This window comes from Geothrix sp. 21YS21S-2 (genome assembly GCF_030846775.1).
Lineage (GTDB): Bacteria > Acidobacteriota > Holophagae > Holophagales > Holophagaceae > Mesoterricola.
Genome location: NZ_CP132910.1, coordinates 800,788 through 816,887, shown reverse-complemented (window position 1 = coordinate 816,887; position 16,100 = coordinate 800,788). Strand labels below are relative to the sequence as shown.

Sequence of the window (16,100 nt, the reverse complement as noted above, 5' to 3'; positions counted from 1 at the left end):
TTCGCCCGGCCTTGGACCGATCAATTTGAAGGAATGGGGCTCCCAATGAGAAGATGCCCGTGGCCCGGCGACGGGCCTTCCCTCCTCCTACCCCTCCCTTTGCGCGAGGTTTCCCATGGCCACCAGACAGGGCACCGTCGACTACGTCCTGGATCAGCTCGGCGACGCCGGCGCGGTCTCGGCCAAGAAGATGTTCGGGGAATACGGCGTCTTCCTGGACGACAAGATGTTCGCCATGATCTGCGACGACCGGCTGTTCTTCAAACCCACGCCCGCCGGGCGCGAGCTGCTCGGCACCGTGACCGAGGCGCCCCCCTATCCGGGCGCGAAGCCCTGCTTCCTCATCCCGGAGGAGGACTGGGACGACCGGGAGCGCCTCGGGGCCCTGGCCCGGGCCACCGCCGACGGCCTGGCGGCACCGCGCAAGAAGCCTAGTCGGCGTTGACGGTCCGGAAGCCGGCGCCCTCCTCGACGATCCGCACCAGGTGGGGCAGGTGCGCACCCGCCAGGACCACGTTTGCCGCCGCGGCCTTCCGGAAGAAGGCCTGCCGCGTGCGGATCGCCCGCTCCCCCTCCAGGTCGAACGCGATGCCCGTCTCCGGCCGCGGGAACTGCACCGGTCCGAAGTGGATGAGGTCGCCGATGCACCACAGTTCCCGCCCCTCTGAGCGGAACGCGTAGACGGTGTGCCCGGCGGTGTGGCCGGGCGCGGCCAGGGCGGTCACCCCTTCGGCCACGGTGTCGCCGTCCTTCGTCAGCACGACATCGGACCCGTAGGCCGCGAAGATGGCCCGCACCTTGGGGATGCGGTCCCACAGCCGCTCGGGAAGTCCCTCCTTCGCGGTCCAGAGGTCGTGCTCGGCCCGGGCCACGCACAGTTTCGCCCGGGGGAAGGCCCGGGCGCCGTCGGGCCGCAGCAGGCCCCCCACGTGGTCGAAATGGAAATGGGTGATGAGCACCAGGTCCACCTGGGCGGGGGTGACGCCGGCCGCCGCGAGGCCTTCGGTGAGATGGCCGGAATTCTCCTCCGGGTCCTTCCCCATGCCGGTGTCCACCAGGATGACCTTGCCGGCCAGGCGCACCAGGTAGGCCTTCACGGGCGTGGTGGCGGCGGTGCGGCCATCCAGCAGGCGGACCGCTTCCGCCAGGGGGATGCCCTTGAGGAGGGAGGCCTCCAGCGAGAGGGTGCCGTCCACCAGGGGGCAGACGGTCATCCGCCCCAGGGACAGGGGCGCTTGGGCGGTCAGGGTCATGGCGGTCACCAGCAGGAGGGAGGTTCGCATGACGGGATTCTACCCGGGACCCGCAATGAGTGGGCGGTGCTGATGTTAGACTTCGCCATGGCCGATTCCTCCCCTTCCCGGGCGCCGTCCCCCTTCCTGGAAACCATCGTGGTGGGCGCGGGCGTGGCGGGGCTCAGCTGCGCGGGGGCCTTGAAGCGGGCGGGGCGCGAGGTGCTCGTCCTGGAGCGGGCCCACGGCGTCGGCGGCCGGTGCGCCACCCGGCGCTTCGACGGACAGCCGGTGGATTTCGGTCCCCTGTTCGCGCACGGGCATCATCCTGGCTTCCTGCAGGCCCTGCGCGAGGTGGACGCGGATCCCATCCGGGACTGGCCGCGGCGGGTGGAGGGCGGAGGGCCTCCCTGCCAACCGGGCGCCCTGGAGCCCACGGTGCGCCGGATCGCCTTCGCCCAGGGCATGAAGGCTTTCCCGCGCCACCTGGCCAAGGGGCTGGAGATCCACCTGGAGACGCGGGTAACGGCCATCCGGGCGGTTGAGGGCGGCTTCGAGGTGACGGCCGGCGAGGGAGCGCCCCTGCGCTGCCGCGACCTGGTGCTGGCCCTGGCCCTGGAGCAGTCCCGGCGCCTGCTGGGCACCCTGGAGCCCTTCCCCCAGGCCGCGGGCCTCCAGGCCCTCCTGGGCCTCTTCGGCAGCGTCCCCTGCCTGGCGGTCATGGCGGGCTACGCCCTGGACGCGCCGGCGCCCGCCTGGGACGTGCTCTATCCGGAGGCCTCGGAGGTCCTGCAACTGGTGGCCCTGGACTCCTCCAAGCGGGAGGCCCCCCGGTTCCGCACCTTCGTGGCCCAGGCCCGGCCGAAATGGTCCCGGCAGAGGCTGGAGGCGCCCCTGGACCAGTGGGGCCGGGAGCTGCTGGACGAGGCCGCCCTCCACCTCGGCCCCTGGGCGGCCGCGCCGCTCTGGAGCTACCCGCACCGCTGGCGCTACGCCCGCCTGGGCCCCACCAGCGAGCTGGCGGAGCCGCTGCGCATCGATTTTCCCGGAGGCGCCCGCCTGGGGCTGGCCGGGGACGTCTTCTCGCCAGGAGGAGGCCTTCAGGCCGCCTGGCTTTCCGGGACCCGCCTGGCGGGCCGCCTCACCCAGGAGCCTTCATGAGCATGGATTCCAAGCTTCTCGATCTGGTCGAACGGGACCGGGAGCACGAGTGCAAGGGCTTCGGCCCCGACCAGGTGTGCGTGCGCATCGTGGCGGTGGCCAAGCTTCCCAGCCGCTTCGGCGACTTCCGCATCGCGGCCTTCTGGAACAACCGCGACCAGAAGGACCACATCGCCATCATCCACGGCGACGTGGTGGGCGCGGAGGACGTGGCCACGCGCATGCACTCCGAGTGCCTCACGGGCGACGTGGTGGGCTCCCTGCGCTGCGACTGCCGGGACCAGCTGGAGACGGCGCTCATGCGCATCGGCCAGCTGGAGCGGGGCGTCGTGCTCTACATGCGCCAGGAGGGCCGCGGCATCGGCCTGGCCAACAAGATCCGGGCCTACGCCCTCCAGGACCAGGGCCTCGACACCGTGGAGGCCAACCTCGCCCTGGGCTTCCGGGACGACGAGAGGGACTACGCCGTGGCGGCCCACATGCTGCACAGCCTTGGCATCGGCTCGATCCACCTCATGACCAACAACCCCTCGAAGGTCGAGCAGCTGACCCGCTACGGAGTGAACGTCTCCCGGCGCCTGCCGCACCTGCTGCCCCCCAACGCCCACAACCGCTTCTACCTGGAGACCAAGGCGCGGCGCTCGGGCCACTACATCGACTTCACGGGCACCACCCACCTGCAGGAGCAGAGCGACCCGGTGATCGTGGAGGGGATGCCCGGGGCGGACTGATCACAGCCCCAGCGCCGCGATGCACTTCTGGATCTCGTGGAGGTGGAAGGGCTTCTGGACGCTCACCACCCGGGGCCTTCCCTCCAGGAGCCTGGCGAGGTCGTGGTCGTTGTAGCCGCTGGCCATGATCACCGCCTGGGAGGGCCGCAGGAGCAGGATGCCGTGGAGCGTCTCGGCGCCGTTGATGCCGGGCATGTTCATGTCCAGGATCACCAGGTCCACCTCCAGGCCCCCCTGGAAGAGGTTCAGGGCCTTGATTCCGCTGTCCACGCTGTCGGCGTGGTGGCCCAGGAGGTGGAGCATGGGGACGACTGAGCCGCGGATGAGCTCGTCGTCGTCCACCAGGAGGATGGTCAGGGCCCTGGCCGGGCCCGCTTCCCGGAGGACCGCCTCGGGCGCCGCGGGAACCTCCGTGCCCGTGGGGGCGGGGAAGGTGAGCAGGACTTCGGTGCCCCGCCCGGGTTCGCTGAGGATCTCCGTGGACCCGCCCAGGGACTTCAGCGTCCCGAAGACCATGGCCAGGCCCAGCCCCGTGCCCTGGCCCTGGGGCTTGGTGGTGAAGAACGGCTCCATGGCGCGCCGGCGCACCTCCTCGGGCATGCCTTCGCCGGTGTCCCGCACCCCCAGCTGGAGGGAGCCGTCCGCCAGGGTGCGGGTGCTGATTCGGATGGTGCCGCCCTGGGGCATGGCGTCCTTGGCGTTCACGCAGATGTTCATGAGCGCGTGGTTCAGGGTCCCGGGATCGGCGTGGATGTGGGGCAGGGGGTCCTGCAGGTCGGTCTCCAGGCGGATCCGCTTCAGGGTGGTGCGGGCCAGGAGCTGGATCAGGTCCCGCACCACCTCGTTGAGGTCGACGGGGCCTATCGTGGTGGCGCCCCTTCGCGCGAAATAGAGGAGGCTCTTCACCACGTCGCGCCCGCGCAGGCACGCCCGGGTGATGGTGTCCAGGGACTGCGCCAGCACCGCGCCGGGATCCAGGTCCTCCCGGTGGGCCGAGGCCAGGCTGAGGATGGCGGCCAGCACGTTGTTGATGTCGTGGGCGATGCCCCCGGCCAGGCTGCCCAGGCTCTCCATCTTCTGGGACTGGTGCAGCTGGGCCTGAAGCTCGCTGTGGGCGGCCTCGGCCTCCAGGCGGTCGGTGAGGTCGGACAGCGCGCACTGCGTGTGCAGGAACCGCCCCGCCGCGTCGAAACCGGCGGAGCCCTCGAGGTTCACCACGAGGGTGGTGCCGTCCTCGCGGACCAGGGTGAACTGCGTGGCCGGGATCCTCCCGCCGGCCGCCCCGTGGAGCCCGCGGGCCACCTCCGCCGAGGCGGGGGTCATCAGGTCCCAGAAGGGGCGCCCGGCCAGGTGCTCCCGGCCGCAGGCCAGCATGGCCAGGAGGGTCCGGTTCACGTCCAGGATCCGCGCCTGGGCGTCCAGGGTCATGTAGCCCACCGGGGACTGCTCGAAGAGCCTGCGGTACTGTTCCCCGCTTTCGAGCGCCTCCCGTTCCCGGGCGCGGCGGTCGGTGATGTCGTGGATCAGGGAGAAGGCCACCTGCTCCCCCTCGATCTCCAGGAGCCGCGAGCTCACCTCCACGGGGAAGGTGGAGCCGTCCTTGCGCACATGGACGGCCTCGAAGCGCGCCCTGCCGGTGCACGCCAGCTCCGCGAACTGCCCGCGGGCCCTGGGCGCGTCCCCGGGGGAGCGCAGGTCCGGCACCGAGAGCTCCCGGAACTCCGCCAGGGAGTGCCCGTAGTACTCCAGGGCGCGATCGTTGGCGTCCAGGATCCGGCCCTGGGCGTCGAAGGTGAGGATGGCGTCGTTGGCCAGGCGCAGGAGGGTCTGGTACCGGCCCTCCAGGAACCGCGCCTGCCGTTCCCGGTCCAGCAGCTCCGTGATGCGGGTGGTCTCCATCTGGCGCAGCAGCAGGCTGACGCCCAGGGCCAGGAGGGTCACCAGGCCCAGGAGGGTGGCTCCGCTGACCCAGCCCCGCGCCCGCAGGGGGCCGAAGATCTCGTCCTCGTCCACCTTGGCGACCAGGGACCAGGGCGTGCCGGGAACGCGCCTCAGGGCGGCCAGGACCGGGACCCCGCGGTAGTCCCGGCCGCGCATCAGGCCCTCGGCGCCCTGGACCGCATGGGCGGCAGGGAGGCCGGGGTTCCCCGCGATGGGCAGCCGCAGCGCGAGGGCCGTTCCGCCGCGGTGGCGCAGCTCGTTCAGGAAGACCGCGTCGCCGCCTTCCCGGCGCACCAGGAGGGTCTCGGCGCTGGCGCTGGAGGCGGGCCAGGACTGCACCAGGGGGAAGAGGAAGGGGCCCGGATCCAGGCGCAGGAGCAGGATGCCGGGGCCCGCGGGCACCCACAGGTCCATGTGGATGCCGGCGTCGTCCCGGGCGAGGTCGTCGAGGACCACCGCCCGGGCCGCGAGGGCGGCCTGGAGCCGGGCCCCGGGGACCGGCCCACCCGCGGGCAGGCGCCTGCGGCCCAGGGCGTCGAAGAGTACCACCTCGCTGCAGGTGCCCCCCCGGCGCAGCCCCTCCATCCACTCCCCCAGCTCGCCGGCGGGTTCCGTTCCCGCCAGGAAGCGGGCCAGGTGGCCCTGCAGGAGCCGGGATCCCGCGATCCGGCCTCCGTCGGCCAGGCGCTCCCGGTGCCAGGCGGCGATCTCGCCCGCCTTGAGGTCGGCGATGGCGGCAAGCCCGTCCTGGGCGGCCTTGCGGGCGGAGCCGAGCTGGCCGCGCAGGTAGAAGGAACCGACCACCAGCACCGCCAGGGCCAGCAGGACGAAGGCCGCGATGGGGCCCCGCTCGGCGCCCCGGTCCGGCGCGCCCGGGGCGCGGAAGAGCGCCATGGGCCAGGTGTCGCGCCCCGGAAGGCCGACCAGAGCCAGGGAGGTCAGGAGCCCCGCCAGGGCCGAGGGCAGGGCCATGGGCGTGTTGCCGGACTGGTAGAGGAGGGGCGCGCCCGCCGCGTAGCTGAGAATCACCACGGCGCAGGTGGCTGCCGGGACCAGGGCCAGCATGGCCGCCAGCTGGCGCTGCCAGTGGGGCGCGAGGGGCGCCGCGCCGGGCATGGCGTACGACAGCCCGCCCAGGAGGAGGGTCACGGCGGTCACCTTGGAGACGAGGCGGAGTTCCAGGACGGCGGAGAGCGGGCCGCCCATGACGAAACCTGCGAGCATCGCCAGGGCCAGGGTGACCACGACGATGCCGCACAAGGAGCCCAGGCCCCGGAGCCAGCGCGTCCGCCCCAGGCGCCGCAGCAGGATGGCGGCGTCCAGAAGGATGAAGAGCGCGCCGGCCTGGGGCGCCAGGGGCACGAAGCCCCGGCCCAGGCCGCCGAGCACCGGGTGGCGGGCCAGGCCGCCCGCGAGGGCCGTCAGGGCGACGCAGGCCGAAAGGATGGCGAAGGCTTCCGCCACCCAGGGCGGCCGGGACCGGCCGCGGGCGGGGGGCTTCTGCGTTCCCTCGATGGGTGCCATGCGTTGCCTTGGGGGATCGGGTTGAGGAGGAGAGGATGCCGATGGCGCAACTTCCATCCCCGGAACGGGTCGATGGAAATTGCGCCTTCGACTTGCAGACCACGAATCTGCCCGGCAAGGCGTTCCGCTCGTTAAACGGAACCTTTGGTCTCTTCAAGATTGGTCCCGATTGGCCGGGCGTCAAGAATATTCCCGAATTTTCGCATGGGCCTCCGGGATGGGATAAGGCGCCCATATTCTCTCGGGGCGTAAAATGGGGGATCCCGGTTCGACGCGGAGGCATGACCATGTTCATCCCGCACCCGACGCCCCTTCTGCTCATCCTGGCGTTGGCCGGCCCGGCCGCCGCCGCCCCGAAGCTGGAAGCCTGCGCGACGCCCAGCCGGATCTGCGCCCTGCACCGGCCCCCGGGCTGGAAGGTGGAGGAGGCCGCCTCCGCCGCGTCCTACACCCTCCAGGTGGCCTCCCCTGACGGCCTGGCCCGGGTCCGGCTCCTCTGGGCCCGGGGAGGAACCCGGGCCGTGGACCTGCTGCGCGCCGCCCGGGACCGGGAGGCCGGGGCGCGGCTCTCGGACGTGTTCGTCTCCCGCGACGGGGCCCGGGCCGTGGCCACCCTGGAGTTCCGCGCCGGGGGCCGGCCCTGCCGCGGCCGGATCTTCGTCGAGGCGGGGGACGGCAGGATGGCCACCCAGTGCTACGCCGCGCCCGTGGCCCAGCTTGACGCCCTGCGCCCCGTGCTCATGAACGTGATGATGAGCGTGGCCTTCATCAAGGCGCCCGGTGGCGGCGCGCCCCCGCCGCCCTCCTGGAACCTGGTGGAGCGCCGGGCCCCGGACGGCAGCCTGCGCATGAAGGTCCCCGAGGCGTGGACCTTCCTGGCCGCCAAGGGCACCGTCATCACCGGCGCGCCGGGGGGCGGCGCCGGCTTCATCTTCACCTCCTTCGCCGGGAACCCCGCCCTGCGCGGGGCCACCGTCGCCCAGGGCGTCATCGGCCGGGCCTTCGAACCCCCCGGGCGGACCCTGCCCCTCATCCTCACGGGCTTCGGCCACCACGACCCCAGGATCCTCTCCGACGCGCCGGACGCGGCGTCGGCGGCCGAGTACCGGGCCTCCACCGGCCGCCCCGCCCAGGCCTCGGACCTGGTGGCCTCCTGGACCTCCAAGGGGGGCGTGGCGTGCATGGGGGCCTTCAAGGTGATCAACGGCCTGCCCGTGGTGCTGGGCCAGTGGCGCTGCCTCATCGCCGGCGTCTGGGGTCCGCGGGGGGATTTCGGCCGCCACCTGCCCATGCTGGCACAGGTGGCCGACTCCTTCGGGCTCAATGACGCCTTCGCCAGGCGCTACATCCAGGACGGCCTCGCCAGGCTCAGGCGGATGGAGGCCGAGACCGCCGCCTCCATCCGCAGCCTGAACTACGCCCGCGCCGACCTGCAGAAGGCCTGGGAGGACCGCCAGGCCCGCAAGGACTACATGGACTCAAGGTGGGACGACTACCGCCGGGGCAACAGCTACTGGGTCTCCGACCTGGAGGGCGGCAAGGTCTACCACGCCGACCCCTCGGGCACCCGCGACACCGTCACCGGCGACTACTACGAGGGCGGCGGGTACACCTACACGCACTTCGAGGGCCGCAATCCCCGGCACGCCTCCGAGACCATGCGGGAGGTGAGCAGCTACGAACTGGAGCACGGCGCGCCGCCGCGGTAGATATCGTTCACCGCGCCTGTCACCAAACCCACCCGGCCGGAGTCCAAGGGACATAGCTGGAAGGGGATCCCATGGAGTTCACGCTCAACGGCCAGGACCGGACGTTCGATGGGGATCCCTCCCGGGAGCTCCTGGCCTGGCTCAGGGACGAGGCCGGGCTCAAGAGTCCCAAGGACGGCTGCTCCGGCGAGGGGATCTGCGGCTGCTGCACGGTCCTGGTGGACGGCAGGGCCCGGCTCAGCTGCCGCATGGCGGTCAAGGACGTGGCGGGCAGATCGGTCACCACGGTGGAGGGCCTGTCCCCCGAGGAGCGCGACGCCTTTGCCGATGCCTTCGTCCTCAAGGGCGGCGTGCAGTGCGGTTTCTGCACCCCCGGCATCGTCATGAAGGCGGCCTCCATCCTCCAGAAGAACCCGGATCCCACGCGCCAGGAGATCTGCGACGGCCTCAACGGGAACCTCTGCCGGTGCACCGGCTACAAGAAGGTCCTCGACTCGGTGGAATGCGCGGCCGAGGCCCTGCGCCTGCACCGGCCCGTGGCGTTCCCCGAGGGCACGGGCGCCGTGGGCACCCGCCATCCCAAGTACACGGCCCGGGAGGCGGTGCTCGGCGAGCGGGTCTTCGTGGGCGACATGGTGGAGCCCGGCATGGTCTTCGGCGCCCTGCGCTTCTCGGACCACCCCCGCGCCAGGGTGCTGAAGGTGGACATCTCGGAGGCGCTCCAGGTGGACGGCGTCCTGGCGGTCCTCACGGCCGGGGACATCAAGGGCAAGCGCGTCAACGGCATGATCTACCGCGACTGGCCCGTGATGGTGCTGGAGGGCGAGGAGACCCGCTGCATCGGCGACGTGCTGGCCACCGTGGCGGCCGTGACCGAGGAGGCCGCCCACGCCGCCGCGGCCCTGGTGCGGGTGGAGTACGAGGTGCTGGAGCCGGTCACGGACATCTTCGAGGCCCTGGAGCCCGGGGCTCCCCAGCTCACCGACCACGGCAACGTCCTCTCGGTCACCGAGGTGCGCCTGGGCGACGCGGAGGGGGCGATGAGGACGGCCGCCCACGTCACCCGCCAGCGCTACACCACCCAGCGCATCGAGCACGCGTTCCTGGAGCCCGAGGCGGCCCTGGCCGTGCCCTGGACCAAGGACGGCGAGGCGGGCGTGAAGATCTTCGATGGGGGCCAGGGCGGCTACGAGGACCGCCGGCAGATCGCCGAGCTCCTGGACCTCCCGGAGCGGCTGGTGAACGTGGTGCTCGTCCAGAACGGCGGCGCCTTCGGCGGCAAGGAGGACCTCATGGGCCAACACCACGCGGCCATGCTCTGCCTGGCCACGGGCCGCCCCGTCATGGTCCGCTTCGACCGGAAGACCTCCCTGCGCACCCACGCCAAGCGCCACCCCATCGTCATGGACTACGAGGTGGGCTGCGACGCCGGCGGCCATCTGGTGGCCCTGGTGGCCCACATGCACTCGGATTCCGGGGCCTACGCCAGCGTGGGCATGAAGGTCATCGAACGGGCCGTGGCCCATTCCGCCGGGGCGTACGCCATCCCCAACGTCCACGTGAAGGGCACGGCGGTCATCACCAACAACGCCTCCTGCGGCGCCATGCGGGGCTTCGGCGCCAACCAGGCGGCTTTCGGCATCGAGTCCAGCGTGGACGAGCTGTGCGCCCTGGGGGGTTTCGACCGCTGGCAGTTCCGCTGGGACAACGCGCTGACCGAGGGCAAGGCCACCGCCACCGGGCAGGTGCTCACCAGCGGCGTGGGGGTGCGGGCCTGCCTGGAGGCCCTCAAGGACCGCTTCCAGGCCGCGAAATTCGCCGGCATCGCCGCCGGCATCAAGAACACGGGCATCGGCTGCGGCATGCCGGATTCCGGCAAGGCCAAGCTCGAGGTCCTGGCCGGGGGCAGGGTCGTCCTCCATCACGGCTGGTGCGAGATGGGGCAGGGGGCCCACAACATGGCCCTTCAGACCCTGGTCACCGAGACGGGCATCGACCCGGGCTGCATCGAGGTGCGGGTGGAGACGGACGCCGAGACCTGGTGCGGCATGACCACCGCCAGCCGGGGCACGTCCCTGGTGGGCAACTCCGTGCGGGAGGCCGCCCGGGGCCTGAAGGCGGACCTGGCCGCGGGCAGGACCCTGGCCGACCTGGCGGGCCGGGAGTACCGGGGCGAGTGGGTCTGCGACTGGACCACCAAGGTGGGCGCGCAGCCCCCGGAGGGCAGGCCGATCGTCACCCACTACTCCTACGGCTACGCCGCCCAGATGGTCGAACTGGACGACACGGGGCGCATCACCCGCGTCACCGCCGCCCACGACGCGGGCAGGATCATGAACCCCACCCTCTTCGAGGGGCAGATCGAGGGCTCCCTGCACATGGGCCTGGGCTACGCGGTCACCGAGGACTTCCCCTACCGGGACGGCTGGCCCGTGTCCTGGAAGATGGCGGACCTGGGCATCCTCCGCACCCGGGACATGCCCGAGCTGGACGTGATCGGCGTGGAGGTGGCGGACGCCCACGGCCCCTACGGCGCCAAGGGCGTGGGCGAGATCGGCCTGGTGCCCACGGCCCCGGCCGTGGCCAACGCCCTGCGGCAGTTCGACGGCGTGCGGCGCACCTCCCTCCCCCTCCGGGAGATGCGGCTCCTGGGCAAGAAGAACAAGGCCTGAAAGGAATCCGATGGGCAAGCCCTTCCGCACAGCGCCGCTCGAGATGCTCGCCGGCTGGATTTTCCGCGAGCTCGACGCGCGGGACACCGTCATGGGCATCCCCAAGGCGAATTTCCAGGTGCCCACCGCGGCCATGGCCCGCGAGATGTTCGGCCACGCCGTCGCCGCGCCCCTGGGCGTGGCCGCGGGCCCCCACAGCCAGCTGGCCCAGAACATCGTCTCCAGCTGGCTCTGCGGCGCGCGCTTCATCGAGCTGAAGACCGTCCAGATCCTCGACGAGATCGAGGTGAGCCGGCCCTGCATCGACGTGGAGGACGAGGGCTACAACTGCGAGTGGAGCCAGGAGCTCAAGCTGGAGGAGTCCTTCACCGAGTACCTCAACGCCTGGGTGCTCCTGCATGCGCTCGCCCACAGGTTGGGCCTGCCGGGCCCCGGCACCCACTTCAACATGAGCGTGGGCTACGACCTCAAGGGCATCCAGACGCCCCGCGTGCAGGCCTACATCGCCGCCATGCGCCACGGGGGCGCCGCCCTCGCCGACGCCGTCGCCCGGGTCGCCACGGTCTACCCCGCCGTGAAGGACCTGGACATCCCCGACGAGCTGTCCAACCACATCACCCTTTCCACCATGCACGGGTGCCCCCCCGACGAGATCCAGCGCATCGCCACCTTCCTGCTCACCGAGGTGGGGGTCCACACCTGGGTCAAGCTCAACCCCACGCTCCTGGGCGCCCCGCGCCTGCGGGGCATGCTCAACGCCACCCAGGGCTTCGACATCGAGGTGCCCGACAGCGCCTTCGACCACGACCCCAAGTTCGACCAGGCCGTGGCCATGATCCGGAACCTGGCCGCCACCGCCCGGGACCTGCCCCTGCAGTTCGGCCTGAAGCTCACCAACACCCTGGAGGTGAGGAACCACCGCACGGTGTTCCCCCCCGCCGAGAAGATGATGTACCTCTCCGGCCGGGCCCTCCACCCGCTGACCCTGAACCTGGCCCAGCTCATCTCGGAGGGGCTGGACGGCCAGGTGCCCATCAGCTTCTGCGGCGGCGCCGACGCGGGGAACTTCGCGGACCTGGTGGCCGACGGCCTGGGCCCGGTCACCGTGTGCACGGACCTCCTCAAGCCCGGCGGCTACGCCCGGCTCCAGCAGTACCTGCGCAACCTCGACGCGGCCATGGCCGGCGCCCCCAGCCTGGACGCCTACATCCTCGCGGCCTCGGGCGGCCACGGCGCCCGCTTCAACCTGGCCCGGCACTCCGTGAAGGTGACGGGCGACGACGCCTACGCCCGGCGTCCCCGGCCCCTGCAGTTCAAGGGCTCCCGGCCCCTGGGGCACTTCGACTGCATCTTCGCGCCCTGCGTGGACGGCTGCCCCACCAACCAGAACATCCCCGACTACCTCTGGCTCGTGGCCCACGGCAAGCCCCGGGAGGCCATGGAGGTGATCCTGCGCACCAACCCCCAGCCGGGGATCACCGGCAGCGTCTGCGACCACCCCTGCACGGAGAAGTGCGTGCGCATGTTCTACGACGCGCCCCTGGCCATCCGGGAGATAAAGCGGTTCGCCTTCGAGCAGGGCGGCGCCTTCCCCGAGGTCCCCGGGCCCCGGCGCAACATCAAGGTGGCCATCGTGGGCGCGGGGCCCGCGGGCCTCTCCGCCGCCTACTACCTGGCCAGGAACGGCTTCGACGCCCACGTCTTCGAGGCGAAGAAGGAGCTGGGCGGCATGGTCTCCGGGGTCATCCCGGGCTTCCGGCTCACGGGGGAGGCCCTGGGCGCGGACATGGACCGCCTGGTGGACCTGGGGGTCACCTTCCACCTGGGCGTGGCCCTGGGCCGGGACCGTACCCTCGCCGGCCTGCGGCGCGACTTCGCCTACGTCTTCCTGGGGGTGGGGGCCCAGAAGGGCAAGCGCCTGGGCATCCCCGGCGAGGAGGCCGAAGGGGTGGTGGACGCCCTGGACTTCCTGGACAAGGTGCGGGCCGGCACGCCCATGGACCTGGGCCGGCGCGTGATCATCATCGGCGCGGGCAACACCGCCATGGACGCCGCGCGCTGCTCGCGGCGCCTGGTGAAGGACGGCACCGTGACCATCGTCTACCGCCGCACCCGGGCCCAGATGCCCGCGGACCCCGCGGAGGTGGTGGACTGCCTGGAGGAGGGCGTGGACCTGCGCGACCTGCTGGCTCCGGCCTCGGTGGTGGCCGAAGGCGGCAGGGTGACGGGACTGGCCTGCGCCCGCATGGCGCTGGGCGAGCGGGACGCCTCGGGCCGGCCCCGGCCCGTGCCCGTGGAGGGCGGCGAGGAGCTCCTCCCGGCCGACACCATCATTCCCGCCATCAGCCAGGAACCGGTCCTGGACTTCCTGGAGAGCCTCCCGGTGGCGCTGCGCCGGGACGGCACCTTCGAGGTGGACCCGGTCACCCGCGAAACGTCCGTGCCCGGGCTCTTCGCCGGGGGCGACGTCGTCCACGGGCCCTCCTCGATCATCGAGGCCATCGCCGACGGCCGGGCCGTGGCCGAGACCATCGCCTGGCGCCACGGCGCGGCGATCCCCCGGGAGGCCTACCTCGAGAAGGGCGCGGCAGGGGTCGCGCTGCTGGAGAAGAAGGCCCGGGTGGCCCCCGCCCTTCAGGTGCCGGTGCTCCCCGTCGCCGAGCGCCGCGGGTTCGAGGAGGTGCTCCACTCCATCACGCCGGAGGCCGCCGCGAAGGAGGCCTCCCGCTGCCTGGACTGCGACGACCTGTGCAGCCTGTGCGTCACGGTCTGCCCCAACCGGGCCATGCTCGCCTTCCCCATGGTCCCCACGCGCCTTTCCCTGCCGGTCCTGGAACAGCGCGACGGCAGGCTGGTGTTCAAGGGCACCCGCCCCTTCGAGGTGGACCAGGCCGTGCAGACCTTCAACATCGCCGACTTCTGCAACGAGTGCGGCAACTGCACCTCCTTCTGCCCCACGGCCGGGGCGCCCTACCGGGACAAGCCCCGGTTCTGGATCGACCGGGACGGCTTCCGGGAAGCCCCGGACGACGCCTTCCGCATGAAGCGGCAGGGACCGGTCCTGGTCCTGGAGGCCCGGATCGGGGGCCGGGAGCACCGCCTGGAATCGGGTCCCGCCGGCACCGTCTACCGCAGCGGCCAGTTCACGGCGCGTTCCCGGAGCGGCTCCTGGGAGATCACGGACTGGGAGGTGGAGGGCAATCTCGCCGAGGGAACCGAAATCGACCTGTCAGGTTATGGTACGCTGATCGTACTCCTCAATGCCGGGGCGTCGGTGCCCGATCTTGCGGGAACCGGGATCTGACCGATCAGGCTGCTTGAAGGACCTGCGATGACCTGGCTTTCGAGGTATCTGGAACGGAATTCGGCGACCCTCTGGCCGGTACTGCAACCCGAGATCCAGGCCCGCATGGAGGCGATCCCGCCGGCGGTGGTGCTTCCCGTTGCCGGAGGCACGGGCCTGGGCATCCTGCGCAACCTGGGCCGCCTTGGGGTGCCCATGGTCGCCATGGACGACAACCCCTCGGCCATGGGCCTGGCGTCCCGCTACGCGATCCCGGTGTCCTGCCACGACCCGCGCCACCACGGCGAGGAGGCCCTCATCCAGGACCTGGAGCGCCTGGGCGAGGCCCTGCCGCAGCGGGCGGTCCTCTTCCCGGCCTTCGACGACCACGTGTGGGCGGTGTCCCGCCACCGCGAGCGCCTCTCCAGGTTCTACCGGATCCCCCTCGCCGGCTGGGACGTGATGCGGCGGGTGGAGGACAAGGAGCTGCAGCTCAAGGCCGCCGCCGCCGTGGGGGTCGACATCCCCAGGACCGCCTACGTCCACGCCCCCGGGGACCTGGAGGGCGCGGCCTCGGGCATGGCCTTCCCGGCCCTGTTCAAGCCCATCCGCCCCCAGGAGATGCGAAGGCGCTTCGGCTTCAAGGTGATCCCGGTCCCCACCGCCGCCGACCTTCCCGCCGCCTATGAGAAGGCCCGGATCTGCGGCCCCCTCCTTCTGCAGGAGATCATTCCCGGGGGGGACGGCGCCTTCTACACGTGCGGCGCCTACCACGACGCCGCGTCCAGGCCGCTGGGCCTCTTCGTGTCCAGGAAGCTGCGCCAGCACCCGCGCGACTTCGGGGAGGCGCGCATCGCCGAGAGCGACTGGAACGACGAGGTCGTGGCCACCACCCTGCGCCTGCTTGCCGAGCTCTCCTTCCACGGGGTCTCGGGCACCGAATTCAAGCTCGATCCGCGCGACGGAAGGCTGAAGCTCATGGAGGTGAACGCCAGGCACTGGCTGCACCATACCCTGTCCACAGCCGCCGGGGTGAACCTCAGCCTCATCGCCTACAAGGACGCCCTGGGCCAGCCCATCCAGGGCCCCCGCCAGGACGACGGCGTGCGGTGGACCGACCTCCGGCACGAACTGGAGGACAGCCCGGGTGAGATCCTGCGCGGGAAGATGGGCCTCGGGGAATTCCTGGGCGGGTTCCGCCATGCGCGCACCGACGCCGTCTGGAGCCTCGACGATCCGCTGCCGGTGTTCCGGCAGCTGGCCTCCGCGGTGGGCCGGCGTTTTTCCGGGGGGCGCTAGGCCAGGCGTTCGATGAACGGGTAGAAGTCCTGGTCCTCGGCCTGCAGGCGCCGCTCCAGGGCCTGCAGGAAGCCGAGCGTCCCGGTGCGGAAGGCCTCCGGTTCGGCGAGCACCTCCGTGGTCGCGAGCCAGCGCTTCAGGTGGGCCGTCATGGCCTCCTTGAGTCCGCCCACCTCGCCCATGTAGGCCAGGGTCTTCTCCCGGACCGCGGCGTCGGGGCTCTTGAGCAGGGTGGGATACAGGGCCCGGTCCTCGAAGGCGAGGTGGATGTTCAGCCGGGCTCCCAGGGTCACCAGCAGCTGCCGCGCCCCGAGGGCGTCGAAGGAACCCGGCTGGAGACGGTGATTCAGGTCCCCAAGGAGGCCGTGGATCTCCTCATGGTGTTCCCGGTAGCGGTCGAGGTTCATGGTCGTGCCTTTCAGGTGGAGGGCGGCCTCCAACTCCACGATGGACCGGATGGGTGCCGGGGGAATTGACGGGCATCAAGGGCCCTGGAATCAGGCCCTCTTGTGGGTCCGGACCTCCTTTGGATTCGTTGGGCCGGGCCT

General features: G+C 71.7%; 10 protein-coding genes. 7 read left to right on the top strand and 3 right to left on the bottom strand.

Annotated elements, in window-relative coordinates:
• Nucleotides 1-115: 115 nt before the first annotated feature.
• Nucleotides 116-445: a TfoX/Sxy family protein gene (locus RAH40_RS03615; protein WP_306600714.1), complete on the top strand. Its 330-nt coding sequence runs from the start codon at nt 116-118 to the stop codon at nt 443-445.
• On the opposite strand, the gene RAH40_RS03610 is transcribed toward RAH40_RS03615, so the two are convergent.
• The gene (locus tag RAH40_RS03610; protein ID WP_306600713.1) at nt 432-1,283 is read right to left on the bottom strand and encodes an MBL fold metallo-hydrolase; all 852 of its coding nucleotides are present in this window, start codon (nt 1,281-1,283) and stop codon (nt 432-434) included. The two genes, RAH40_RS03615 and RAH40_RS03610, sit on opposite strands and share 14 nt — an antisense overlap.
• Before the next feature lie 42 nt (nt 1,284-1,325).
• Between RAH40_RS03610 and RAH40_RS03605 the strand changes: the two genes are divergently transcribed.
• Both RAH40_RS03605 and ribA read left to right on the top strand, forming a co-directional pair.
• A complete protein-coding gene (locus RAH40_RS03605) occupies nt 1,326-2,393 on the top strand; it encodes an NAD(P)/FAD-dependent oxidoreductase (RefSeq protein ID WP_306602278.1) in 1,068 nt (355 codons plus the stop codon).
• A complete protein-coding gene (gene ribA / locus RAH40_RS03600; protein WP_306600712.1) occupies nt 2,390-3,124 on the top strand; it encodes a GTP cyclohydrolase II in 735 nt (244 codons plus the stop codon). Before RAH40_RS03605 ends, ribA begins: the two co-directional genes overlap by 4 nt.
• Here the strand turns inward: ribA and RAH40_RS03595 are convergent, their stop codons facing one another.
• A complete protein-coding gene (locus tag RAH40_RS03595; protein ID WP_306600711.1) occupies nt 3,125-6,589 on the bottom strand; it encodes a PAS domain S-box protein in 3,465 nt (1,154 codons plus the stop codon).
• Nucleotides 6,590-6,870: 281 nt separating this feature from the next.
• Between RAH40_RS03595 and RAH40_RS03590 the strand changes: the two genes are divergently transcribed.
• From RAH40_RS03590 to RAH40_RS03575, 4 genes are all read left to right on the top strand, one after another.
• Nucleotides 6,871-8,298, top strand: coding sequence for a hypothetical protein (locus RAH40_RS03590; RefSeq protein ID WP_306600710.1), 1,428 nt, complete (start codon nt 6,871-6,873; stop codon nt 8,296-8,298).
• Between the two features lie 71 nt (nt 8,299-8,369).
• A complete protein-coding gene (gene xdh / locus RAH40_RS03585; protein ID WP_306600709.1) occupies nt 8,370-10,970 on the top strand; it encodes a selenium-dependent xanthine dehydrogenase in 2,601 nt (866 codons plus the stop codon).
• A 10-nt stretch (nt 10,971-10,980) separates the two neighbouring features.
• The gene (gene ygfK, locus RAH40_RS03580) at nt 10,981-14,274 is read left to right on the top strand and encodes a putative selenate reductase subunit YgfK (RefSeq protein ID WP_306600708.1); all 3,294 of its coding nucleotides are present in this window, start codon (nt 10,981-10,983) and stop codon (nt 14,272-14,274) included.
• 27 nt (nt 14,275-14,301) lie between these two features.
• Nucleotides 14,302-15,552 (top strand): hypothetical protein, encoded by a 1,251-nt coding sequence (locus RAH40_RS03575; protein WP_306600707.1) that lies wholly within the window; start codon nt 14,302-14,304, stop codon nt 15,550-15,552.
• Here RAH40_RS03575 and RAH40_RS03570 read toward each other — a convergent pair.
• Nucleotides 15,549-15,959 carry a hemerythrin domain-containing protein gene (locus RAH40_RS03570; RefSeq protein ID WP_306600706.1) on the bottom strand — a complete coding sequence of 137 codons (411 nt, stop codon included), beginning with the start codon at nt 15,957-15,959 and terminating at the stop codon, nt 15,549-15,551. The genes RAH40_RS03575 and RAH40_RS03570 overlap by 4 nt on opposite strands.
• Between the last annotated feature and the right edge of the window lie 141 nt (nt 15,960-16,100).

Bases quoted from the DNA above. Each gene is read 5' to 3' on its own strand.
- RAH40_RS03590 (WP_306600710.1), top strand. From the start codon at position 6,871: ATGACCATGTTCATCCCGCACCCGACGCCCCTTCTGCTCATCCTGGCG.
- RAH40_RS03605 (WP_306602278.1), top strand. From the start codon at position 1,326: ATGTTAGACTTCGCCATGGCCGATTCCTCCCCTTCCCGGGCGCCGTCC.
- xdh (WP_306600709.1), top strand. From the start codon at position 8,370: ATGGAGTTCACGCTCAACGGCCAGGACCGGACGTTCGATGGGGATCCC.
- RAH40_RS03615 (WP_306600714.1), top strand. From the start codon at position 116: ATGGCCACCAGACAGGGCACCGTCGACTACGTCCTGGATCAGCTCGGC.
- RAH40_RS03610 (WP_306600713.1), bottom strand. From the start codon at position 1,283: ATGCGAACCTCCCTCCTGCTGGTGACCGCCATGACCCTGACCGCCCAA.
- ygfK (WP_306600708.1), top strand. From the start codon at position 10,981: ATGGGCAAGCCCTTCCGCACAGCGCCGCTCGAGATGCTCGCCGGCTGG.
- ribA (WP_306600712.1), top strand. From the start codon at position 2,390: ATGAGCATGGATTCCAAGCTTCTCGATCTGGTCGAACGGGACCGGGAG.
- RAH40_RS03570 (WP_306600706.1), bottom strand. From the start codon at position 15,959: ATGAACCTCGACCGCTACCGGGAACACCATGAGGAGATCCACGGCCTC.
- RAH40_RS03595 (WP_306600711.1), bottom strand. From the start codon at position 6,589: ATGGCACCCATCGAGGGAACGCAGAAGCCCCCCGCCCGCGGCCGGTCC.
- RAH40_RS03575 (WP_306600707.1), top strand. From the start codon at position 14,302: ATGACCTGGCTTTCGAGGTATCTGGAACGGAATTCGGCGACCCTCTGG.